Raw genomic sequence first — 23,979 nt, 5'->3', positions numbered from 1 at the left:
TCAGATTACCCTTCGAGAGTAAGATACGCGATCATCTCACCGTCTTCATCAAGTCCATCTTCCACAAAGCCTGCTTTTGCATAAAGTTGTCGGGCGGCTAAGTTTTCCGGTTCATAACAGATAGAAATCTGGCGGACCTGATTAAGCATTCTGATCTCCGCAAGCACTGCCTGCAACGCCGCCTTACCATAACCCAGTCCCTGAAAAGACCTGTCGATCATGAAGCGGTAAAGCTGGGCCATTCCCGCTTCACTGGTGGCATCATACATAAGAAAGCCGACAAGTGTTCCAGCGACAAAAATCGCTCGTGGCCTGGCATTCGCATCCTCATCGGCTTCAAGCAGGGAATCCGTGTTACTTGCAACCAAATTCGTTTGACCGGAGGCGAGTTCCAATGCCTCCACCTGCGACCGGATTCCTCCGGTCACAGGCAGAAGTTCGACCTTGATCGTTTCAAGAGGAAGCTTCCTCACACAAAGCCTTTCTTTGCGTCCAATGCCACAGTTCCGCTGCGATGAAGTTTCCCTGCATGAATAACGTCTAAAAGTACGATGCCATTTTCATCAACCGGAACCACAAAACGATTGAGCTTTGCCGGATTCCCGCGCCAGACAGAATATGGCTCGAGTACTTCGCCCTTCATTACGAACGAATCCACATCAACAATCGAACCTTCGCCCATCACCACACCATAATGAACGAACGCTGCAGGGCCCAACGTACAACCGCTGCCGATGCGAATGAAGTCGGACTTGAAAGCCCCCTCTTCCAGCGAATGCGGCTGAATAACCGACCCTTCGTTGAGGGTGGCATCATCGCCAATCTCTACAAGGGAACGCTCTGTCAGGTTTGCGCCTCCGTCATAAACACGTTTACCGACTTTCACGCCCAGCATACGAAGGATCAGCGGACGGAATGGTGTACCCGCAAATAGCTGTGTAATGGGTGAATCCGATAGTTTCCAGTGCCGCTCATGACGCCAGAAAGCTGCATCGTAAATCGTCGTCATCCGCGGCTTCAACCTCTTGAAACCCAAAGAAAGGCGTTCAATGAGGATATAGAACGGTATAGCGATAGCTGATGTCAGCACAACCGCGACAAACAATGCTTTATGTGCCCATGCATCATAATAATTGAGTGCGCGATCCCATATTGCGATTGTTGCAAACAGCATCAGCCATTGTGCCGCGAGGAACATCAATCCCGTGCGCAGGTTATGGAAGTTTTTACGCCGCAACCGGCGCAGGCGATCCTCTTCCTCAATATTCGCAATCAGTTCCTTATCGCGATTTACAATGCGCGGAATTTCAAAGGATGGCGATCCCAACAGACCGACATTCTCACGCACCGGCCCATCAATAGGCACCATTACCTTGGTGCCAAGCAGGCAGTTGTCACCCGTACGGCCATCTGGCGGATAGAAAATATTGTTGCCAAAATAGTTTCGCTCACCGATTTTGGTATGTTCCAGTCGGAACGTCGCAGCCGATTTGTGCATGTTGATCATGAACAATCCGTCCGACACCATTGTCTGGGTGCCGATTTCACACAGAAGCGGATTTTCCTGTTGTTGGTTTGTGCCGAAGTTTGAACCGGTCTGGACGACCTTGTTGAGCTTCCAGCCAATCGCCCGGATGTAATGCACGATCGCAGAACTATCCCCGAACAACAGGTTAAGCAGGCGCGAATTGCTGCTCAGTTCCACCATCGACTGAAGCCAGTAATGAAAGCCGTAAAGTGTGTAGGTTCGGTTTGGCTTTAAAAACAGGCTGACAATACGCGGCACAAATACCGCAGCCAGTAACGAAACAATAATCGCACCAAAAAGCGTTACCGTTGTACCGATGGCGACGATACCGATCGTTTCCTGATAGTCGTCACTCACGTTCTGCCAATAGCTATGGAACAACAGTGGAAATGGCGTGACGAGCGTAAACAGCCCGATAAGCTGCACCATTTCAAACGTCACGCGTCGGGTCTTGGACAACGTGATATTGCGAACTTTGCAATAGTCGGCATCGGTCTGCGTCGCAGGCGATCCATGCCAGTGTTCGCCATCAGGAATGGCCTGCCCGCGTTGAAGCGAAGAAGCGTGGCCAAGCTGGGATCCGCTGCCAATCCTGGTGTCAATGTCCAACGTGGACCCTACACCAACGAAAGCATCATCTCCGATGGTAATCGACCCGGTGTGAATGTAGCCGCTTTCGGCCCGGTATCCCAGAATATTGGATTCGCGACGCAAAATCGAATTTTCACCAATCGAAATCAGATCAGTGCAAACCGGTATTGCCCGACATTCGATGGCGGTGTTGCGACCAAGCTTTGCTCCAAGCAGTCGCAAATAGAGACTATAAAGCGGGTTGCCGCGGAAAAGCACCACAGGTGCCGTCCGGATCAATGTTTTGACCACCCAGAAGCGATAATATCGCAAGCCCCAGATCGGGAAACGTTCTTCTTTCCAGCGACCAATAAGCAGCCATTTTGCAAGGATCGCAAAGCCCGTCATCCCGAAAAAGCTGGCGCCAGCCAGAACCACACAGCGGAAATAAAGCTGCAAAGGCTCATCGAGTTTGACATAGACCCAGTCGAGGCCCTTGTCGAAAAACAGCAAACCGACATAGCTGTAGATTGCATAAAATGCGAGCTGGGCTGCGCCGCACGTCCAATATGCAAAATTGGATGCCTTATGGGTGAGGCTTTGTTCAGTGACAGATGCAACCGATTGCTGTGGCAAATGAAGATGCTTCGCAAGACCGGTGATTGACGGATGCAGATAAATGTCCCGCATTGACGCCATTTCCCAGCCTTGCACGGTGCGCAGACGCGCACAGAAGCGTGCCATCAGCAAGGAATTGGCACCAAGGTCATCAAAGAAGTTATCCTCGACAGAGACCTCATCAAGGTTAAGCACTTCCGCCAGGGCTTCAGCCATGAAACGCTGGTCGTCATTGGCTGGCGGAATAATGACGCGTTCTGCCGAAAGACGCACATTGGTTGGCTTCGGTAACTGGCGCAGATCGGCTTTGTTGGAAACTGTCATCGGAATTGCGTCAAGCTCTTCCAGATAGGTCGGGACCATGTAAGACGGAAGGCGGCGTTTGAGTTCGCGCGCAATGTCGGCGCGCTGGATGGGCGGCATTCCGGATTTAGGCGCATAATAGGCAACCAGTTCCACCCGGCCCGGCTCGATCTCCCACGTTGTCACAGCTGCCTGTGCCACCGAAGGATTGTCGAGAAGAACCGCTTCGATTTCGCCAAGCTCAATACGATAGCCACGTATTTTCACCTGCGTATCGATACGACCGCGATATTCGATTTCGCCTTGTGCGTTGATACGTCCGAGATCGCCCGTACGATAAATCCGTTTTGAAGGATTATTCGGTAGACCTATGAAGTCTGGAATGAACTTCTGATCCGTAAGGTCCTGCCTGTTGAGATAACCCACTGCAAGACCAATGCCGGCAATACCGATTTCACCGAGTTCATCAGGGTCCGTCAGCTTTGCTTCAGTCGGATCGATAATGACAATCGAATAAGTCGGCAACGGAGCGCCGATTGTTACCGGTTTATCGGGTGTGAGCACACCCATAGTGGCAGTGACGGTTGCTTCAGTGGGACCGTAAGTATTCAGAAGTAGGCGCCCGGGCTTTGTCCAGCGGGTCACCAGATTGAGTGGACACGCCTCTCCGCCGACCATGAGGAGGCGCAGCTTGGGGACGTCACTTTCGATAGACGATAGCAATGTCGGGCTGCACGCCATGCAATTGATGTCGTTTGTGCGTAGAAAATCAGCCAGTTCTTCACCAACCAGCGTCAAGGGACCAGGCGCGGGGATGACGGTAGCGCCTGCCACGAAGGGAACCCAATATTCCTCGGCTGAGAAATCGAAAGCAATCGTCATGCCGTGGTAGACACGGTCACTGGGTTTGTACCCATAAGAAACGGCTGCCACACGCAGAAAGTTGCAGAAACTTTGGTGACGAATGGCGACGCCTTTTGGTCGTCCGGTCGTACCCGACGTATAAAGAATGTAGCAAATCTCGTCGGGGTTGGTGGCTCTAGCAGCGAGATCCAGTCGAGCATTGGAATGCTGAGAAATTTCCGCCGAACAGGCATCGATCAATATATGGGGAACCGGCATTTGTTCCACGCGTGCCGAATAGGCACGAAGGGAAATCACAAGCTTGACCCCGGCATCGTCAATGATCAGTGCCATACGGTCTTCTGGGAAGGCGGTGGCGAGCGGCACATATGCAGCACCCGCCTTCATGACCGCCAGAAGGGTGATGTAAGTCTCGGCAGAGCGGTCAAGCAACAGGCCGATGCGATCACCGGGCTTCACGTCATGCTCGATCAACAATCGCGCGAACTGATTGGCGCGCTCATCAAGTTCCTTGTAAGTCCAGGACAGTCCATCGGAGACGACGGCCACAGATCCTGCAAACTTCTCGGCGAGCCTTTCAAAAAAGATATCAAGCCGCTCGCCGGGCTCGCCAGCCTGTGCAAAATCCGCACCGAGCAAAACCTGCTGATGCAGCGCAGAAGCGCTTGAAGCATGTGGCTGCATGCCCACATTCAGTTCGCTTGCGTTGACATCATTTTTATCATTTGTGGATGGAATTTTATCCAATCCAGCACCATCAATACCGTGGCTCATTCTAAATACTCACTGACCAAAGGTCGCGCATCGCCGGGCATTTGTACGCGTTAGGCGAGACACCTGCATATGATCAGGTATTGTCTATCGTCGGACTGTGCACAGCGGCTCATCTGACCGCTTCTGGCGTAGGCAACTACGCAATATAATCAAAATAAGAAAGTGACATTCTCTTGACTAAAAATATTGTTTTTTAAGTGTTGCAGATTGGAGCGGGTATTGCTCACTGTCTATACGAAAACGCAATATACCACAGCAATCATTCACCTTTGTTGTCCGCAAACAGGCGTCTTTTGCCCCTTCGTTCTGACACATAGCATATCGCCACATGCAGCAACCGAGCGTATCCGGAACACATCAAAACTCGTCAATCATGAGGTCTGCTGTGAGGTAACATCTCTCCCCCCCCTTGTTGCCTGTGGCGCTAACCCTTAGTGTTGACGCGTGGAGACCAACCCGTTTAACAAATGCAGCACTTGGCCAAAAAAATACTGGAAGAAGCAGGCTGGGGGTTCCCGGCATCCGTCGTTCTTCATCTGACTTTGGCATTGTTGCTGCTTTACCATGTCCCTGAATTGTCGCCTCCGGCTCAGGATCAAAGCGTCAATGTGGAACTGGTTCCTCCGAAACCAAACGCGCCACCATCAGATGGCAAATCGAATACGGATACCAAGCTGTCGCCTCAGGCTTTCGAATCTGCTTCGGCAGAAAAAGACCAGGCCGTCCCCGCGAACAACGCTCAACCGGCAATGAACAAGTCCGAACCACAACAAACAGTATCTGAAAATCATTCCCCCGCTTCGAAAGAAGAGAACGAAGCTCTGCAAAAATCTGATAATAGCGCGCAGTCTGTCACTGAGTTGCGCACTGACGCCGAGGGTCTGCCCGCCGCAACAAAAGCGGCTGCTCCAGCGCCGCAGAACCCAACCGTAACACCTGACCAGCCCATGGAAGTGAAGCCAAAACTCACTTCGGCGCGGCAAATATATTCGAAGGATACGCTCTCAGATCCTCGCGTGAAACAAGCGATTGGCAAACTCCCTCCACGAGATCGGATCGTTCAGATTTGCGGGATCGAGGCGCTGGAACAGGTTCGCCACCAAAGACCCGGCACTTTTCCAGACATGCTGGCTCCCAGCGCTGGTGTTGTTTCAGAAACCAGCTTCACGATCCGCGACGGAGCTTTTCGCAGTCGGGCGAAGTGGTATTCGATCGATTTCAAATGTCAGGTCGATACCAAAGCAATGAAGATAACTGATTTCAGCTATTCTATTGGCAAGACTATCCCTGAAGTGCAGTGGAATTCGAGGCAGCTGCCAAGAGATTAGAGCACTTCTCGATCAAGCTGAATCATCAGAAACGCTCTGGCTTGCCGGGTATCAGTAAAAGTGGATCAGCCTAATCTCAGTGAAAAACTGTTCCATCCTGATTGAATTATTAGCATACTACCATTTCAACTTGCGGCATATGTCGAAATAAACATCTATTAACGTCATAATTTATAGCATTTGATTCCAATCAATGCCGCTGACGCCCAATTTCAGCATAGCCTTGGCTATTCCTATTCTTTGGGGGCTAAGGCACATGAAACTGATCTGGAAAGCGGGGGTTGCGGGCGCGGGAGCGCTGGCGGCAGCATGGCTTTTTGCGCTTTCGACACCATATTGGCTGACACCCGTGCAGGAAAACACCGTTGATGTCAGCGACAAAAAGCTAATCGCCAAAGGTGAATATGTAGCCCATGCAGGCGACTGTGCGGCCTGCCATACGGCCCCCGGCGGCAAAGCTTTTGCGGGCGGCTTGGGGATGCAAACGCCGCTTGGCACGATTTATTCAACCAACATTACGCCCGACACAGAAACGGGTATCGGCAATTATAGTTACAGCGACTTTGAACGCGCCGTGCGACAGGGTGTGCGCAAGGATAATGTTCACCTTTATCCGGCTATGCCTTTCGTTTCTTATACGGTGGTCAGTGATGACGATATCAAAGCGCTTTACGCTTTCTTCATGTCGAAAGTCGACGCCGTAAAGCAGGAAAATCAGCCAAGCACGTTGCCTTGGCCGACGAATATGCGCTGGCCACTTGCTTATTGGCAGCTGCTTTTCGGAAATTCCCGCGCATTCGAAATCGCAGCCGATACCGACCCGGTCATTGCGCGCGGTGCCTATCTTGTGGAGGGCCTTGGTCACTGCGGCGCATGTCATACGCCGCGTGGATTGGCCTATGAGGAAAAAGCCGTAAAGAACGATCCAAAAGGCAGCTTCCTTTCCGGGTCAGTGCTTGAAGGCTGGTATGCGAAGAACTTACGCGATCAGGATACAGGCCTTTCGACCTGGGCCGAAGATGAGATCGTTACCTTCCTCAAAACCGGACGCACAGATCGGACAGCTGCATTTGGCTCTATGGCTGATGTTGTTCAACACTCAACCCAGCATCTTGAGGAAGAAGATTTACGCTCGATTGCGCGCTATCTGAAATCACTGCCACCAAGTGAAGGTCGCGAGCGACAGTGGAACCCAAAGGAAGATGTCACAACGGCTGCGCTCAAAGCCGGTGATTTCAGCGCGCCGGGCGCCATGTCCTATGTCGAGCAATGTTCTGTCTGCCACCGTATGGACGGCAAAGGCGCTCCGCGCATTTACCCCGCACTTGCAGACAACTCCATCGTCTTCGCCGATGATCCAAGCTCGCTCATTCAGGTCACACTGACCGGCGGCAAAACGCCCGAGACCGCTGCGGATAAAATGGCTTTCACGATGCCCGGTTTCGCCAGTCTTCCAAACTGGCAGGTGGCTGAAATCCTCAATTTCATCCGCAATGGCTGGGGCAATCATGGCAGCGTCATAACAGAGCAGGATATCGCGCGAATGCGGCGCGAAATTGCCCACAAACCTGTGCACTATGTTCCGGAGAACAAGCAATGAAAGCCACTACGATAGTCGTTCTCGGTGCGGGATTTGCAGTGGCGGTAACAGGCGGCGCCTTCCTCTTCAACCATCTTCGACCAGTTCTGGACGCCCCGGCATCCGTGACCTATGCAGTGCTGGATAAAGATAAGAAGCAGATCGGCACCTATGTCGTGCCACCAGACCGCGACATCCTGAAAGAACCCAATGCTTCTGACATCATGCAGGGTAAGCGGCTGCTCAACGAAACAGCCCGCCTTCTTCCTGATAATGTCGGCAATGGATTGAACTGTAGTTCCTGCCATATAGGACAGGGCAAGGTGGATAATGTCGCCTCTTACATCAACACCAGCAATTTCTATCCTGCTGTTATGCCGCGTGCTGGAAAAGAAGTTGATCTGGTGATGCGCATCAATGGCTGCTTCCAACGCTCAATGAACGGCAAGCCTCTGCCACCGAAGGGGCCAGATATGACCGCGATGGTTGCCTACATGGACTGGCTCGGGCAAGGCGTGACCAAGGGAACCAAAGTAGCAGTCCGAAATGCTGGGCCTATCGATGACAGTCTCGTTCCAGATCCCACCAACGGAGCAAAGATCTACGCAGCGCAATGTTCGACCTGCCACGGCGCGGACGGAGAGGGCATGAAGGACATGGCCGGTGATTACATTTTCCCACCACTTTGGGGTGACGAAAGTTTCAACATCGGCGCGGGACTCGCCCGTACCTATAAGGCAGCACAGTTCGTAAAATATGCGATGCCGCCTGCACAGAACCACAACCTGCCTATAGGTCAGGGCGGTGTTCTGACCGATCAGGAAGCCATTGATGTGTCGGAATATTTCACCCACATGCCACGACCGGATTTTGCCGGAAAGGTGAAGGATTGGCCAAACAGCAAGAAGCCGAAAGACGCCCGATATTGAGGGCATAAGAAAACAATAACGCTCTGGACCGATATACGGCCAGAGCGTCTATTTAGAGCGCATCCCGAAAAGTGTGAAACGGTTTTCGGACAAAGATGCGCGTTAAAACAAATATTTAGAGCGCGTTTCGATCTGATCCAATCAGATCGAAACGCGCTCTAAGAGACTGCACTGTCGCAGAAACGCTGATGTCTCCGGGTCAGCCAATGGCCGACAGGCGCTCACGATATTTATCGACAATGACTGCGAGAATAATAACAAATCCCGTAATCATCTGACGCATGAAATCGCTAAGGCCAAGCAACACGAGGCCATTGGCGAGCACGCCGATAATCACCGCTCCAAGAAGCGTTCCCAGAATGGAGCCTCTGCCGCCGGTCAGGCTGACACCGCCAATGATGACTGCGGCGATGGCGTTCAGCTCAAAACCGATACCGATGATTGGGCTGGCGACGTTCAGGCGCGCCATATAGATGATTGCACCAATCCCAACGGCCGCGCCAGCAATCGTGAAAGCAGCAATTTTATACCAGAATACCGGATGTCCAGCCAACCGCACCGCTTCTTCATTGTTGCCAATGCCATAAAGCAGACGACCAAAAACAGTCCGATTAAGTACAAACCAGCTTATAGCCACCATCGCCAATGCGACGAGGAAGGCCAGCGGTATTCCGAACAGAGTCTGCGAACCAAATGCATTGAACGCTGGCGGAAAGGAATAGATCGCGCGTGCGTCAGTCACCTGCAGTGCTGCACCTCGCGCGATGTTCAGCATACCCAATGTCACGATGAAAGACGGCAGCCCCCAATAGGCACTTATGAAGCCGTTAACAAACCCGCAAGCAATGCCCACCGCGATGGACGCGAGTGTGGCAAGAGCAACGGCTTCGACAACGCCAAGTCCGGGTAGGTTCATCACCGTGCCACCGACCACGGCACACAGGGCCAGAAGCGAACCCACCGACAGATCAATACCGCCTATCAATATGACAAAGGTCATACCTATCGCCAGAATAAGATTGATGGTCACCTGGGTGAGAATGTTGGTGATGTTATTGAACGACAGGAAATGCTGCGTGGTGAGTGAGAACACTACGATGAGCAATAAAAGCGCGAGGGCAATGCCAGAATCGCGCAAAAGATTTGCGAACCGAATTGAAGAAGAGCGGTTCGGAGCGACATTAGCCATGGGCTGCCATTCCTTGTTCTGAAGCATGCAATTGAGGTTTTGAGGTCTTGTAAGCGAGATTGAGAACCCGCTCTTCCGAAAACTCTTCGCGTTTCAATTCCCCGGTAATTGTGTGGTTGGCCATCACGAGGATACGATCTGACAGGGCCATGAGCTCCGGCAATTCGGAAGAAACAACGAGCAGTCCCTTGCCCTCAGCGGCAAAAGAACGAAGCAGCGAATAGATTTCCGCTTTAGCTCCCACATCGACACCGCGCGTAGGTTCATCAAGCAATAGGATAGAGGGTGAACGGGCGAGCCACTTGGCCAGGACAACTTTTTGCTGATTACCGCCTGACAACGTCGCAACGCGATCACCAAGAGCTCCGAATTTCAGTTTCAGATCAGAAGCTTTTTCTTTTGCCAGTTTTAACTCCGATTGGCGATCCAGAACGCCAAACCGGGAGACGGCTTTCATATCGGCAAGGCTGATATTTGCTGCAATCGGCATTTCGAGGATCAGACCTTCGTCTTTGCGATCCTCAGTTACGAAGGCTATTCCCGCTTCAATTGCTTCGGCTGGAGAACGGAGCGTGGTTTTCACATCTTCGATGAAGACATCGCCTGAAAGAGCTTTATCAATCCCGAAGATCGCGCGCAGCAATTCGGTACGGCCTGCGCCGATCAGTCCACCAATACCGAGAATTTCCCCCTTGTGCAGAGAGAAGCTCACGCCATTTGGATTGGGAGATCTCGAATGCCTTAGTCTATCCACGCGCAACAGCACTTCCGCCGTCGCAGCCGAAGGAACTTTTGCATGCATGGGATCGACCAGATTACGCCCGACCATACCCTGGATGAGATCGTCACTATTGGTTTCACTGATCGGCTTCGTAAACACGGTCTTGCCATTGCGCATGACTGTAACTTGCTGACAATGATCAAATATTTCATCGAGATGATGCGAAACGAAGACGATAGCCACACCACGCGCTTTCAACAGATCGAGCAGCTCGAAAAGGCGGCGTGCTTCATGCGCGGTCAACGTCGCTGTCGGTTCATCAAGGATCAAGATACGGCTGTCGCTCATCAATGCCCGGGCAATTTCAACGAGCTGACGATGTGCAATACCCAGACGCTCGACCGGTGTCGCTACATCCACTTCATCAAGGCCGATTGTATCAAGGGCCGCGCGCGCTTTTTGCTTTAAGGTCGTGCGATCGAGGATTCCGAGGGCATTTCTTGGCAGATTTTCGAAGCAGATATTCTCTGCAACAGACATGTAAGGAAGCTGACTGAATTCCTGATGAACAACCTGAACGCCTGCCTGCTTGGCTTCGCGTGGAGAAGCAGGCTCGTAGGATTGACCATCCAGCGTCATAGTGCCGTCGTCACGCTTGATAATACCACTCATTATCTTGATGAGCGTCGATTTACCCGCACCATTTTCACCGACAAGTCCGTGAATTTCACCAGGTGTCAGTTCAAGATCGACACCGTCCAAGGCAACAATGCCGCCGAAGCGTTTCCGAATTCCTTTGAGTGAAAGGATCGGAGCAGATTGCGCGTCAGCGCTGGCCTCGCCCATAGCTTTTCTCCGGTTGAATGATGGTGGCTCCATCCGTATGAAGCCACCACTCGACTGAGATTATTTCAGCTTATCAGCCGTAATCAGCTCCAGATCGGTTTTCACCCAACCTGTAAGCGGTGCACCACCGGCAACCACTTCAAGTGCCTTATCGATACCCATCGCAGCCATCTGCGATCCAAACTGGTCAACCGTAGCCAGAACCTTTCCGGCTTTGATTTCCGGCTGTATCGCAGGCAAATTGTCGAAGCCCACGACCTTGATATCGTTCCGCTTGGCCGCGTCGAGTGCTTTAACAACGCCAAGTGCCATCGAGTCATTTGCTGCCATTACGCCCTGGATATCAGGATGTGCGGTCAACATATTCGTGAATACCGAATTGGCTTCCTCGGTTTCCCAGTGAGCCGTACGAGAGTCGAGCACGTCCAGACCGCCCTCTTTTGCGGCGTCGTCGAAACCAAGTTTGCGCTGCACGGCATTATCGGCACCGGGATTCCCCTCAAGCATCACGACCTTGCCGCCTTTGCCGATCGCCTTGGCAAGTTCGTCACCGGACATTTTTGCACCAGCGCGGTTGTCCGGGCCCACAAATGCCAGCTCAAGCCCTGCATCCTTCTTGGCCTGCGCATCAAGCTCCACGTCGATGTTCACAACCACGATACCCGCATCAACCGCGCGTTTAAGCGGGGGAACCAATGCGCGTGAATCTGCTGGAGCGATAACGATGGCATTCACGCCCTGTGTGATGAAATTTTCGACAGCATTGATTTGGGTTTCGATGTCTGTTTCGGACTGCATACCCACGGCCTTCAGCTCGTAAGTGCCCTTTTCCTTATTGTGGGCCTGTGCCCCTTCGAGCATGTTCTTGAAGAACTCGTTGGCGAGTGATTTCATCACAAGACCGACGACAGGTTTATCGGCAGCGTAGCTGGCTACCGGAGCTACGATCAATCCACTCGCCACAGTCGCTGCGGCAACAAAAGCTTTAAAGCGCATTCTTTCCTCCCCGTCCGTCGCTTTTCGTCTTGGACAAGACCTGCGACGATGTTGACGATTGGCCCAATAATTGTCCCGCGAGCGGCTTGCCCGGGAAACATCTCTCCTACCCAATGGTCGACATGCTTATAACATGGCAACCACACACCCAATCAAAAACAGAATAGAATTTTCGAGTCAATATGAAACGGTTCATTGATAACAATCGTGATTTCATCGAACCGCCTCCCAATTTTAGCGACTTCACCGAAGTAATGATCAGATTTTCAAGCCACATCACGTTGTCTGAACTGCTGGACAAGAGAATTTTCAGTTGTTACGTTTACAAGATGAACCGTTTCATTTGAAAAATGTAACATTATTCCAAAAGAGACGGCTCGGTCTTTGGGAGAAGAGGAGGAGTTATCAATGAAACGATTACTAGCCGCCATTTGTATCGCAGCGAGCACTTTACTCGTGCTACCGGCACAAGCCGCCACTGAAAAAATGATCATTGATACCGATTTCAGCACAATTGGTGACGATGGTCAGGTCCTGATCATGGCTGCACAGCTCTACAAGCAAGGCACCATTGATCTCCTGGGCGTCACTGTTGTCACCGGCAATAACTGGCTGAAACAGGAAGTGGCCGATGCGCTTCGCGCCGTAGAACGCCTGGGTATCGAGGATAAAGTTGGTGTCTATGCGGGAGCCAACCTACCGTTGGTACATGATCCCCGCAGTTTTGAAAGCGAGCGAGCGCTGTTTGGCTTTGGCGAGAGCTACAAGACGGCTTTTCATCGTCCCGAACCAACCGAAAAAGACTTGATCGCTCCGCCGGATGGCTTTGCAAAAAAGGCAAAACTCGAAAAAGAAGACGCAGTCGATTTTATAGTCAATACAATCAAGGCCAACCCGAATGAAGTAACGCTTCTGGTTATCGGTCCTGTCACAAATGTCGCTCTGGCCATTCGCAAGAATCCGGAGATTGTGCCGCTTATCAAGCGCATCGTCTATATGGCGGGTGCTGTCGACGTAAAAGGCAACACGACACCAGCGGCCGAAATGAATGTCTGGGTCGATCCGGAAGCCGCACGTATCGTCATGCGCGCGCCAATTGAACAGGCTATGATTCCGCTGGATGTCACCGATATCACACAGCTTGATAAAGAGACATTTGACCGGGTGACTGCAGGTGATGGACCAGTTCAAAAGCTTTTTGCAGATAGCTGGATGGCTGAGACCTTTGCGAAAGACCCGAAAGCCGGCGCAAGCGTCTTTGATACGCTCGCTCTGGCCTATGCAATTGACCCGAGCTACGCAACGAAAGTGGACGATCTTTATATGGACGTCGATATCGCTTTTGGCCCAGGCTATGGGCGCACTCTTGGCTATTGGCAGAAGCAGCCGACGCCGCTATTGCAAAAGATGAAAGTTGTCAAAGAGTTCGACAAAAAGCGCTTCTTTGATCTCTATGTGGATTTGATGCAGCGTCCAGTGCCAATCAAGTTCGACCAATAGAACTTAGGGCGGCTCCAGTTAAGACTTAATCGTTGGAACCGCTCTATCTACTTTTTTACGCATTATCCAACGCAAAACCGCTTCGCACTTTTGCTGGAAATGCTTTAATTCCTTGCCTCTCTCGATTTATGGGAGAGGCAAGAAAGTAATTTGCAGGACAGACATTCATGGCGACGATAAAGGATGTTGCGAAACGGGCTGGCGTATCGGTCGGAACGGTTTCGCGCGTGTTGAGCAACAATCCTTCCGTCACACCTAAAATGCGCGAAGCGGTCGGCGAGGCAGTCTCTGCGCTTGGATACCGACCGAACAATCTTGCGCGAGGATTGCGGCGACACCGCACCAATATGATCGCGCTTGTCTTGCCCGATATAACCAATCCGTATTTCTCTGAGCTGGCTCAGCGCATTGAGGCTGCGGCCTATAGCTACGGGCATCTTGTCGTTTTGGCAGATACACATGGCGACCCGGCGCGTGAAGAACAACAGATACTCGGACTGCGAGCGCACCTGCCCGCAGGTTTTCTGATTATCCCCGTCAATGCCCACTCTCCCAGCTCTTTGACGGGTTCAATTCGAACAATTGCACTTGATCGCCCTTATGGTAATCACCCACTTGTTGCGGTCGATCATTATGCAGGCGGAGAACTGGCGGCGCGTCACCTGCTTGGACTTGGACACCGAAAGATTAGCTATATTTCTGGCCCATCCAATCTGACAATCTCCGCTGAACGGCGGAAAGGGTTTATGGATTATTGCCAACGTGCCATTCAATCTGGAGAGGCAGAGATGCCTATGCCCGAATTGCTGGAAGCTGGTTTCGACTATAATTCAGGCGAGGCATTGGCCGCGCAACTCTTTATGCGAAAGCGGGAAGAGTTGCCGACAGCTATCGCAGCCTCCAGTGATCAGCAGGCAATTGGCATCATGCGCGGGGCGTCCGATTACGGCATCTCCATTCCCCGCGATGTTTCCATCATTGGCTTCGACGACATTCCGCTGGCTCGTCTTACCACACCACGCCTTTCGACGATTGTGCAGCCTGTTAAGGCAATAGCTGAGAACGCCGTCGCCGCACTTTTGGGAACAGATGCACCGCAACGCTCAATTTTGCTTACACCCACAATCAAGTTGCGCGAAACCACGATCAAACTCTAAAGCGTGTCGTGTTTTATCATATCCATGAGACACGCTTTAAGTCTTTGTTTTTATGAACCTTCTATCCCAAACCCGCACCCACTTTTGGGGATCGCTTTAGTTTTGAGACTCTCTTTTTATGATACGAACTGCACCTGAGTTGACTGAAGTGTTGTTTGGCTGGTCGTTCCTCGGCACAACGATAAGCCGTTTATCGGAGCGATTGGCAGGTCTGGAATAATCAGTGCGCTGCTCCGGTCGTGGGCGGGTTCTTTCGCGGTCTGATCTGTCCCGATATGATCTGTCGCGGTATGATCTATCACGGTAGTAACGATCATCTCGATAATACCTTGAGTTATACCTCGGCCCGCTACGGTAAATAATATCTGGTCCAGAATAGAAATCACCATATGCAGGACCATAATTACGATAACCATCGTAGGAATACGACTCGCTCACGCATCCAGACAGAGAAAATGACAGCAAGGCGATCACGCCCATCGACGTAAATGCTTTGAAATTGATCATGATCTTTCTGCCTTCTTTGCTCAATGTTATCTAGTTACAATCCTCCTTCTGATGAAGGAGGGCAAGTCACGAAATTCTATCCATATGTTACTGTCCGAGATATCAGGCAGATAGATCAGGCTTTCAGTCACTGTGATTGCGCGTGCTGAGAACATCGGCAATCCCTCGACAATAGTAAGCGCAGCTTGGTTTCTCAAAAGAAAGGCGCCCTTCATCGGAAGAGGCCGCCTTTCTTTGGCGCAAAACCCGAATCCTCAGAGATCAACCGGCTTTCCAGAGTCTTCTTCTTCGAGAGTCACCGCTACATCGGCATTGGCTGATAGCCGGACCTTATCGTCGCTCTCTATATCGGCCACAAAGCCAAGTTCGATATAATGATGATGATTTCGGTGGGCTTCCGAATTGTCAGTTTTCTTCAGCTTGATACGATTCCCTTCAAGCCGATCAACCGTTCCAACATGAACGCCATCTGCTCCGATTACTTCCATATTCTCGTGGATTCTGTGCTGCATTGTCATTTCCTCCTTGGAACCAATCCAGTGCAGGGAGTCAGATAGTGCGTAGATGTGTAGAGACTATCCCCCAGATCGAATTAAAGATTATCATTTCGCCAATGTCGGCGTCGGCACAGAACCGTTCCACCGTCCTGTTCTCCCATCAGTCTCACTCCGACTTCGCAGTTGCAGTCCGTCTAACTTGCAAAAGGTCTGGCTATTTCCTAGACCTAAGGCGGAGCCATACTATCGTGGTGAGCAATTCAGTCTGGGGACATGACGGCTAATTTTCGAAATACGCTGCTTTCACTCGTTATCTCGAATAACCAGTCGGCCTTTCCTCTGATGATGGACGCCAAGTCGGACGATGCCATTGGGTTGCTGCGCGCCTAGCCCCGCAGCGACCCTCAAATTCCAGTCACACTGAATACGAAAAGTCCTGCCGGGCAACCGGTAGTGCCAACGTTTGGGATTTATTATGGCTATCTGGACTGAATTGGCGCGTGCCAGCAATGATGCTGGCGACGAAATTCTCTTGCGTCAAAGAGACGATATTTTCGAGATCCGATATAATGGTCTGGAACTCATGTCGAATATCAACTTCCAATCTGAAACAGTTCTGGCGGAACGATCGCTGAGGCTGCTTGACCGTGCCCCGAAGAGAGTCCTTATTGGCGGACTCGGTATGGGCTTCACGCTCCGGGCTGCTCTGGATTACCTCCCGATTGATACCGAGGTTACGGTCTGTGAGCTCGTACCCGAAATTGTGGAATGGAATCGCTCTCGCATTGGCCACTTGGCTGGTTTCCCGCTTGATGACCGCCGCGTGAAAATTCAGATCGGCGATGTAATGGATACCCTCAGTCAGAACCAGGCGACATATGATCTGATTTTGATGGATACCGATAATGGTCCTGATTTTCTGGTCCGAAGCACGAATGATGCAATTTATGCAGATCACGGTCTGACTGTGGTAGAAAACGCACTCATATCTAACGGTATAGCGAGTTTCTGGTCAGCAACTGCATCATCCGAATTTGAAAAGACACTTGATGCCCTGGAATGGGAATGGAGCCGTCAGGATATCTGCCTGATTGGCGGAAGAGCCGATGCCTTCCATTACATCTACTTCGTCAATCAAACCCAGACTTCTGAAAAACTCGGTTCAATAATCAAAGCAGCCAGTGAGCTCAATCAACTGGCCAGTGTTTAACGAAGTCAATCTGGGAGATGGTCTCAAGATTGTCTCCCAAACTCACTTCTCCAAAGGAAATATTGTGCGATCGCCACGGTCGCATTCTCCCATGCTTATAGACACTGGCGATCTGCAAGGAATGCGGATAAATGCACTTTGATAAATATGAGTATGAGGGGTCTATGTCTTACTTCCCGAAATGGCGTCTTACCAATAACAGCGTAGTATTGCCTGATGAGAGGCTTCCAACAGCAGCGGCTGTGCCGATGGGCATCCAGCATCTGTTGGCAATGTCCGGCTCCACCATTGTCGCCCCCTTGCTTATGGGGTTTGATCCGAATGTTGCGGTGTTCTTCTCAGGCATCGGCACATTGTTGTTCTTCCTGATGACCGGCGGTCGCGTGCCGAGCTATCTCGGCTCGTCTTTCGCTTTCATTGCCGTCGTCATTGCCGTCACCGGCTATTCCGGAAGCGGTCCCAATCCCAATATCGGTCTGGCGCTTGGCGGCATCATTGCCTGTGGCGCACTTTATGCCGTCATCGGTCTGGTGGTGATGACGATCGGCACAGGTTGGGTTGAGAAACTCATGCCACCTGCCGTCACGGGTGCCATCGGCGTTGCCATCGGCCTGAACCTTGCCCCTGTGGCTGTGGGTCAGCTCAAGGGTACGGGCGCGCATATGACCATCGCAATGCTGACGGTTCTCTGTATGGCTATGATTTCGGCCTATGGTCCGCTTGCCACAAAACGCATTGCCGTGCTGCTCGCACTTCTGTTTGGTTATTGCCTTGTGCTGATTTTCGGCAATGGTCTCGGCATGGTCCCTGGCATCAATTTCGCAGCGGTCAGTGCTGCTCCATGGTTCGGTCTGCCCGCTTTTGCAAAGCCGGTTTTCACCTGGCCCGCTATCACACTGATTGCACCTGTTGCGATTGTTCTTGTGGCTGAAAATCTTGGACACATTAAAGCGCTTGGTTCGATCACAGGTCAGAATATGGACCGCTATATCGGTCGCGGCTTTCTGGGCGATGGTCTTGCAACCATGATTTCCGGTTCCGGCGGCGGCACCGGTGTTACCACCTATGCGGAAAACATCGGCGTCATGGCCATGACCAAGGTCTATTCGACGCTGATCTTCGTAATCGCTGCCATAGTCGCCATTGCACTCGGCATGTCACCAAAGTTCGGCGCAATCCTGCAGACCATTCCAGCACCTGTTCTCGCAGGTCTTGCAGTATCGGTCTTCGGGCTTATTGCCTCCGCGATGGCGCGCATCTGGGTGGTGAACAAGGTCAATTTCGCCGACCCGCGCAATCTCTTCACAGTAGGCGTGGCGCTGATTTTTTGGTGCTGGCGACTTTACTGTCAATATTGGCGATTTTGCGCTGGGTGGTATTGGCACATCCACTTTTGCAGCTCTGATAATCTATCAGCTGCTCAGCATCGGGCGTCCAAGCGGCGATGAAAAAAGCTAAATAATAGTGTCGCGCAGAACCTTTAAGGTTCTGCGCGACACGCCCCCGCCCACATCAAGCGCCCGCTTTTATCAAGCGCGACGCGTGCCTGACGAAACGATATCGAGATAAACGGCCAGCACCAGAATGCTGCCCTTGATGATCTGCTGCCAGAACGTATCGACACCCAGCATCGACATGCCGTTGTCGAGGCTCGACATGATCAGCGCGCCGACCAGCGCACCAATGACCGATCCCACACCACCACGCATTGATGTACCGCCGATAAAGCAGGACGCAATCGCATCCAGCTCACCGCCAAAGCCTGCAGATGGTGTCCCTGCCGCAAGACGAGCTGTTGTCGTCAGACCAGCAACCGCAGCCATCAAACCCATCAGCGCAAACACCGCCATTTTGACGAAATTCACATTAACGCCCGAAAACCGCGTGGCTTCAAGGTTCGAACCGACCGCATAAATGTGTCGTCCGAAGACCGTCTGGCGCGAAATGACAGTGAAAACACCCAGAATGACCAGCAGCACCAGAACTGGAACTGGCACACCCTGATAGCTGTTGAGGATCAGGATAAAGCCAAGGATCAGGATGCCCGTGCCAAGAAGACGCGCAGTTTCCATCGCCGGTGAAAGGGTTTGCAGACTGTGCTTGCGCTTGCTGGCACGAGTTCTGAGCGTAATCAGAATAAGGACCGTAAAGAGCACCATAGCGCAGACATTGCCAAGCCAGCCGGGCAGATACCCTTGTCCGATATATTTGAACTCCGGCGAAATCGGCGCAATCGTCACACCGCCCATGATGCCCAGCACAATGCCGCGAAACACCAATTGCCCACCAAGCGTGACAATGAACGAGGGAATACCGAGATAGGCTGTCAGCCAGCCGTTAAAGCCACCCAAGATCACGCCAAGAACAAGAACCGTGCTGACTGTGGCCCATAGCGGCCAACCATAAACCACATCGAGCACCGCCGCGACACCGCCAAGAAGTCCAAGCAGTGCCCCGACGGACAGGTCGATTTCACCCGCGACAATGACAAACACCATCGCCGAAGCCAGCATGCCTGTAATCGCCATCTGACGCAGAAGGTTGGAGAAATTGCGCGCTGTCAGAAACTGCGACCGCCCCATTTCGGGATCATAAGTCATCACGGCGAAGAATGCCCAGATAAGGGCCACCACAATCAGCAGCGCCACGATCTTGTATTCTGCAAGGAATTTTCTGAGGCTTTTGCCTGTCAATGTCATGTCATGCACCGGTTAGATTAGTTGCAGATCAGTCTTCAAAGACTAGGCCGCATTGGTTGCAGGCTTGCCGATTGCAGCGGCAAGAACCTTCTCCTGGGTGAGATTTTCATTCGGAAAATCGCCGCGCAATTTGCCCTCGCCAATCACAAGGACACGATCGCTGATGCCAAGCACCTCCGGCATTTCCGACGAAACCATCAAAATTGCCACGCCTTGTTTGGCGAGCGCGAATATCAGCTTATAGATCTCATATTTCGCACCGACATCGACGCCACGTGTCGGCTCATCGAGTATGAGGACCTTGGGATCAGGCAGCATCATTTTTGAAAGCACGGCTTTCTGCTGATTACCGCCAGATAGTGAGGCAATCGCCAGCATTGGATCGGCAGTTTTCACTTTAAGCCGCAAAATCTCGCGTTGAATGGTTGCAAGCTCCGATTCCTTATCGATCAGGCCGCGCAGCGAAAAACGATCCAGCACAGAGATCGTCATATTATGGCCGACTGGCATGATCGGAAGGATGCCATCGCGCTTACGGTCCTCGGGCACCATGCAAATGCCCTGTCGCACAGCATCGCGCGGCGTACGGATTTTGATTTCTTTGCCTTCTAGGAAAACCTGCCCCTCATGGGCTCCCGGCCACACACCAAACAGGCTCGATACGAGTTCAGTACGCCCGGCCCCAACAAGACCCGCAATACCCAAAATCTCACCGCGTCTCAACGCAAAGGAAACATTGTCGACCACCTTGCGGTCGGGATTGGTCACGTCCCAGCAGCTCACATTGCGGGCTTCAAACATCACCTCACCAATGTCATGCGGCTCGCGCGGGAAGAGGTTCTTCATCTCGCGCCCCACCATCATGGTGATGATGTCAGGCGTGGTCAATTCAGCCATCGGCCTCGTCGCGATATGCGCGCCGTCACGGATGACTGTCACAGTGTCGGAAATCTCCGCCACTTCATCGAGCTTGTGCGAGATATAAACGCAAGCCATGCCTTGCGCTTTGAAGTCTTTGATCAGGTCAAGCAGCACCCGCGTTTCAGATGCGGTCAGCGCCGAGGTTGGCTCGTCAAGGATCAGCAGCTTGGCGTTTTTGTTGATCGCTTTTGCGATCTCAATCAATTGCTGCTTACCGCCGGAGTAATGATAAACGGGCAATGCAACATTGATGTCGTGGATCTTGAGGCGTGCGAGCAGCTCCGTTGCCCGCGCATTCATCTGATCGTAATCAATGAATCCGCCATTGGTTGGCTCGGAACCCAGAAAGATATTTTCAGCCACGGACAGATGCGGCACCATCATCAGCTCCTGATGGATGATGACGATACCGGCGGCTTCCGTGTCACGAATGCCGCTCGCCTTTAGTTCGTTGCCTTCCCAGAATATCTCGCCAGTCCATGTGCCATAGGGATAAACACCCGAAAGCACTTTCATCAGGGTGGACTTGCCCGCCCCGTTCTCGCCGCACAGTCCGACACATTCTCCCGCACGCACTTTCAGATAAATGCCATCCAGCGCCTTCACGCCGTTGAACTCTTTACCGATGTTTCGCATTTCCAAAAGATATTCGGACATCAACAACGACCTTGCAGTATTTTCAAAACTTGGCTCGATGCTGAGCCCTAAGAAGGCTCCTGAAAGCCACTCATCTGGAGAATTTTAGCCGACAACGCTGTCAAAGACAGGCCTGACAAACTTGATGTAAGGCCAGACGTCGGAAGCATGAATTCCCAACATCCGGCCCCGCATTTTACTCTCAGCTTTGCAGAAAAGAGGGCTTATTTCCCTTCGATCTGCTCCTTGGTGTAGAAGCCGTCGGTCACGTAGATGTCGATATTGTCCTTGGTCACAGCCGTTGGCGTGAGGAGAAGCGTATCAACTTCCTTGGAGCCGTTGTCGATCTTGCCGTTGAATTCCGGCTTTTCGCCCTTCACCATCTGCACGGTGAGCTTGGCAGCTTCTTCAGCGATCAGCTTGAGTGGCTTGTAAACCGTAACGGTCTGCGTGCCATCAACCAGGCGCTTCACGGCTGCCAGATCGCTATCCTGACCGGAAACAGCAGTCTTGCCAGCAAGGCCCTGTGCTGCAAGTGCCTGAATTGCACCGCCTGCGGTGCCATCATTGGAAGCGACAACCGCGTCAACTTTGTTCTGTGCAGCAGTCAGCGCATTTTCCATGATCGAAAGCGCTTCAGTCGGGCTCCATTCCTTGACCCACTGCGAGCCAACGATCTTGACCTTGCCTGAATCAACAGCTTCTTTTAGAGCCCGTTCCTGACCAGCGCGAAGCAGCTTCGCGTTGTTGTCGGTGGGCGATCCGCCGAGCAGGTAATAATTGCCTTCCGGCTTTGCCTTCAGCACAGCCTCAGCCTGCATGAAACCAACGCGCTCATTGTCGAAGGAAATGTAAGCGTCGATATCGGCATTGAGGATCAGACGGTCATAGGAAAGAACCTTGATGCCGGAAGCCTTTGCGTCGGCAACAACCGCGTCAAAGACCTTTGAATTCATCGGCACGATCACGATGGCATCGACGCCTTGCGAGATCAGGTTTTCGACCTGCTTGACCTGCTTTTCTTCGTTGCCGTCAGCCGACTGAACATTGACCTTGGCACCGAGCTTCTCTGCTGCCGCGATGAAATAATCGCGGTCGCGCGCCCAGCGCTCAACGCGCAGATCGTCAATGGAAAAACCGATAACCGGATTTTCCGGCGATGCAAAAGCTGGTGTTGCACCCATGGCTCCAATGCCGAGAGCTGCTGCAACCAGCGCGCCTGTTAGAAAATTACGACGTTTCATGCACTGTTCCTCCAATCACCGCCGGCATTATGCCGGTTGATATAAATTCCTCGCCCCGAACGAACCCGCCCCCGGAGTCTGGCACGACAAAACAGCTCCTGACGAAGCTGCTTGATTTCATATCTGGCTGATCCTCCCTGCGGTGCAATGCACCAAGACCACTCCAGTGAGTCTCACCCGTGAAAGTGCAAGATCTCATCCTCGGATGCAATTGATACGTGAACAAAAATGAATAGCAAGCATTTTTTGATTTACGTACCTCATTTTTGATCCTATGTTCCGCTCCGAGGAGTGAGAATGAAACCTACCGTGCATGATATAGCCAGAACTGCGGGCGTCAGTCTCGCCACGGTTGACCGTGTGCTGAACGATCGCCCTGGTGTGAGAGCAAAGACCCGCGACCGTGTTACGGACGCGATGAACACGCTTGGCTATGTGCGTGATGTGGGTGCTGCCAATCTTGCGCGTGGCAGGCTTTATCAGTTCGATTTCATTTTGCCGGATAATGAAAACACCTTCATGCAGAGCCTTCGCGCAGAGCTTGAAGCGGCAACAGAACGCGGGCTCTCCGAGCGTGTTCTCATCAATCTCGTGCTTGTGCCGGCATTTGATGAAGCAGCCCTTGTTAGAGCATTGGATGCAAGTGCAGAACACAAACCCGATGGTGTCGCCTTTGTTGCGGTCGACACCGACCCGGTACGCGACGCCTGTTTACGCCTTGCAGAACAGGGCGTTCATGCGGTTACGCTTGTTTCCGACCTCGGCAATTCATCCCGCGCACATTATGTCGGCATTGATAATGGTGCTGCTGGCTGCACTGCCGCACGCTTGTTGGGCCTTTTTGCAAGCGGTACCGATGGTGCCATTGCGGTTATCGCTGGCTCGCTGAAAGTGCACGACCATCAGGAGCGTTTTGAAGGCTTCAAAAGCGCTATGGAAACCGACTTTTCCGGGCGTGAGATTCTACCGGTTCTGGAGGGCTTCGATGAAGGCGCGCGCGTTGAAAAGCTTGTGCTTGAACTCCTTGAAAAGCGAAAAGACCTCGCGGGAATTTATAGCTTAGGTGCAGGAAACAGCGGACTAATCCGGGCACTCGCGGCCTCCCGAAATGACAGTCGGCCCCTGGTCATCGCCCATGAACGCGACGATATCACATCGCAGGCACTGAAAGACGGTCTTGTGCATGCGGTGCTTGCGCAAGACGCGGGCCATGAAATCCGCAGTGCCATCCGTGTTCTCAAAGCAACGGCGGATCGCCTCGCCATTGTGCCGGGACAGGAACACATCCGCATCGAAATCTTTCTCAAAGACAACCTGCCACAGCTCGACTGAGGCGCAGGCCAAACGACAATTCCACAGGAGC

Annotated in this window: 16 protein-coding genes and 1 pseudogene; 8 read left to right on the top strand and 9 right to left on the bottom strand. The window is 52.2% G+C overall.

Annotation, left to right across the window (positions count from 1 at the left end):
* Positions 1 to 5: 5 nt before the first annotated feature.
* Positions 6 to 473 carry a GNAT family N-acetyltransferase gene (locus tag C9380_RS18980; RefSeq protein ID WP_247877584.1) on the bottom strand — a complete coding sequence of 156 codons (468 nt, stop codon included), beginning with the start codon at positions 471 to 473 and terminating at the stop codon, positions 6 to 8.
* Entirely contained in the window at positions 470 to 4,567 is a 4,098-nt protein-coding gene (locus tag C9380_RS18975; protein WP_128094473.1) for a Pls/PosA family non-ribosomal peptide synthetase, read from the bottom strand. The genes C9380_RS18980 and C9380_RS18975 overlap by 4 nt, the downstream gene beginning before the upstream one ends.
* Positions 4,568 to 5,124: 557 nt before the next feature.
* Between C9380_RS18975 and C9380_RS18970 the strand changes: the two genes are divergently transcribed.
* The 3 genes from C9380_RS18970 (at position 5,125) to C9380_RS18960 (ending at position 8,493) form a co-directional block, all read left to right on the top strand.
* The gene (locus tag C9380_RS18970) at positions 5,125 to 5,985 is read left to right on the top strand and encodes a DUF930 domain-containing protein (protein WP_128094278.1); all 861 of its coding nucleotides are present in this window, start codon (positions 5,125 to 5,127) and stop codon (positions 5,983 to 5,985) included.
* Positions 5,986 to 6,241: 256 nt separating this feature from the next.
* Positions 6,242 to 7,585 (top strand): c-type cytochrome, encoded by a 1,344-nt coding sequence (locus C9380_RS18965; RefSeq protein WP_105708003.1) that lies wholly within the window; start codon positions 6,242 to 6,244, stop codon positions 7,583 to 7,585.
* On the top strand, positions 7,582 to 8,493 hold the full coding sequence (locus C9380_RS18960; RefSeq protein ID WP_128094277.1) for a c-type cytochrome: 912 nt from the start codon (positions 7,582 to 7,584) through the stop codon (positions 8,491 to 8,493). Before C9380_RS18965 ends, C9380_RS18960 begins: the two co-directional genes overlap by 4 nt.
* Before the next feature lie 199 nt (positions 8,494 to 8,692).
* Here the strand turns inward: C9380_RS18960 and C9380_RS18955 are convergent, their stop codons facing one another.
* From C9380_RS18955 to C9380_RS18945, 3 genes are read right to left on the bottom strand one after another with little or no spacing between them, the layout of a single operon-like run.
* Positions 8,693 to 9,682 (bottom strand): ABC transporter permease, encoded by a 990-nt coding sequence (locus tag C9380_RS18955; RefSeq protein ID WP_105534962.1) that lies wholly within the window; start codon positions 9,680 to 9,682, stop codon positions 8,693 to 8,695.
* Positions 9,675 to 11,249: a sugar ABC transporter ATP-binding protein gene (locus C9380_RS18950; protein ID WP_128094276.1), complete on the bottom strand. Its 1,575-nt coding sequence runs from the start codon at positions 11,247 to 11,249 to the stop codon at positions 9,675 to 9,677. Before C9380_RS18950 ends, C9380_RS18955 begins: the two co-directional genes overlap by 8 nt.
* A 60-nt stretch (positions 11,250 to 11,309) precedes the next feature.
* Complete coding sequence (locus tag C9380_RS18945; RefSeq protein ID WP_024897677.1) at positions 11,310 to 12,245, bottom strand: sugar ABC transporter substrate-binding protein; 936 nt, start codon at positions 12,243 to 12,245, stop codon at positions 11,310 to 11,312.
* Between the two features lie 408 nt (positions 12,246 to 12,653).
* On the opposite strand from C9380_RS18945, the gene C9380_RS18940 reads away from it, so the two are divergent.
* Together C9380_RS18940 and C9380_RS18935 are read left to right on the top strand one after the other, a co-directional pair.
* Positions 12,654 to 13,745, top strand: coding sequence for a nucleoside hydrolase (locus C9380_RS18940; protein WP_128094275.1), 1,092 nt, complete (start codon positions 12,654 to 12,656; stop codon positions 13,743 to 13,745).
* 167 nt (positions 13,746 to 13,912) lie between these two features.
* Entirely contained in the window at positions 13,913 to 14,902 is a 990-nt protein-coding gene (locus tag C9380_RS18935) for a LacI family DNA-binding transcriptional regulator (RefSeq protein WP_105534918.1), read from the top strand.
* Positions 14,903 to 15,663: 761 nt separating this feature from the next.
* On the opposite strand, the gene C9380_RS18930 is transcribed toward C9380_RS18935, so the two are convergent.
* A complete protein-coding gene (locus C9380_RS18930; protein WP_024897672.1) occupies positions 15,664 to 15,921 on the bottom strand; it encodes a DUF2171 domain-containing protein in 258 nt (85 codons plus the stop codon).
* 460 nt (positions 15,922 to 16,381) lie between these two features.
* On the opposite strand from C9380_RS18930, the gene C9380_RS18925 reads away from it, so the two are divergent.
* Complete coding sequence (locus C9380_RS18925) at positions 16,382 to 17,116, top strand: spermidine synthase (RefSeq protein WP_128094274.1); 735 nt, start codon at positions 16,382 to 16,384, stop codon at positions 17,114 to 17,116.
* 164 nt (positions 17,117 to 17,280) lie between these two features.
* A pseudogene (locus tag C9380_RS18920) lies at positions 17,281 to 18,574 on the top strand (solute carrier family 23 protein).
* 71 nt (positions 18,575 to 18,645) lie between these two features.
* Here the strand turns inward: C9380_RS18920 and C9380_RS18915 are convergent.
* From C9380_RS18915 to xylF, 3 genes are all read right to left on the bottom strand, one after another.
* A complete protein-coding gene (locus C9380_RS18915; RefSeq protein WP_100557695.1) occupies positions 18,646 to 19,815 on the bottom strand; it encodes a sugar ABC transporter permease in 1,170 nt (389 codons plus the stop codon).
* A gap of 42 nt (positions 19,816 to 19,857) precedes the next feature.
* Positions 19,858 to 21,393 carry a xylose ABC transporter ATP-binding protein gene (locus tag C9380_RS18910; protein WP_100557694.1) on the bottom strand — a complete coding sequence of 512 codons (1,536 nt, stop codon included), beginning with the start codon at positions 21,391 to 21,393 and terminating at the stop codon, positions 19,858 to 19,860.
* A gap of 203 nt (positions 21,394 to 21,596) precedes the next feature.
* The gene (gene xylF, locus C9380_RS18905) at positions 21,597 to 22,616 is read right to left on the bottom strand and encodes a D-xylose ABC transporter substrate-binding protein (RefSeq protein ID WP_024897667.1); all 1,020 of its coding nucleotides are present in this window, start codon (positions 22,614 to 22,616) and stop codon (positions 21,597 to 21,599) included.
* A 297-nt stretch (positions 22,617 to 22,913) separates the two neighbouring features.
* Here xylF and C9380_RS18900 point away from each other — a divergent pair, with 297 nt between their 5' ends.
* Positions 22,914 to 23,948, top strand: coding sequence for a LacI family DNA-binding transcriptional regulator (locus tag C9380_RS18900; RefSeq protein WP_100557693.1), 1,035 nt, complete (start codon positions 22,914 to 22,916; stop codon positions 23,946 to 23,948).
* Positions 23,949 to 23,979: the final 31 nt, after the last annotated feature.

The sequence above is a fragment of the Brucella pituitosa genome (genome assembly GCF_003049685.1).
Lineage (GTDB): Bacteria > Pseudomonadota > Alphaproteobacteria > Rhizobiales > Rhizobiaceae > Brucella > Brucella pituitosa.
The sequence above is the reverse complement of the archived record's forward strand: the minus strand, read 5'-3'. Positions and strand labels throughout refer to the sequence as shown.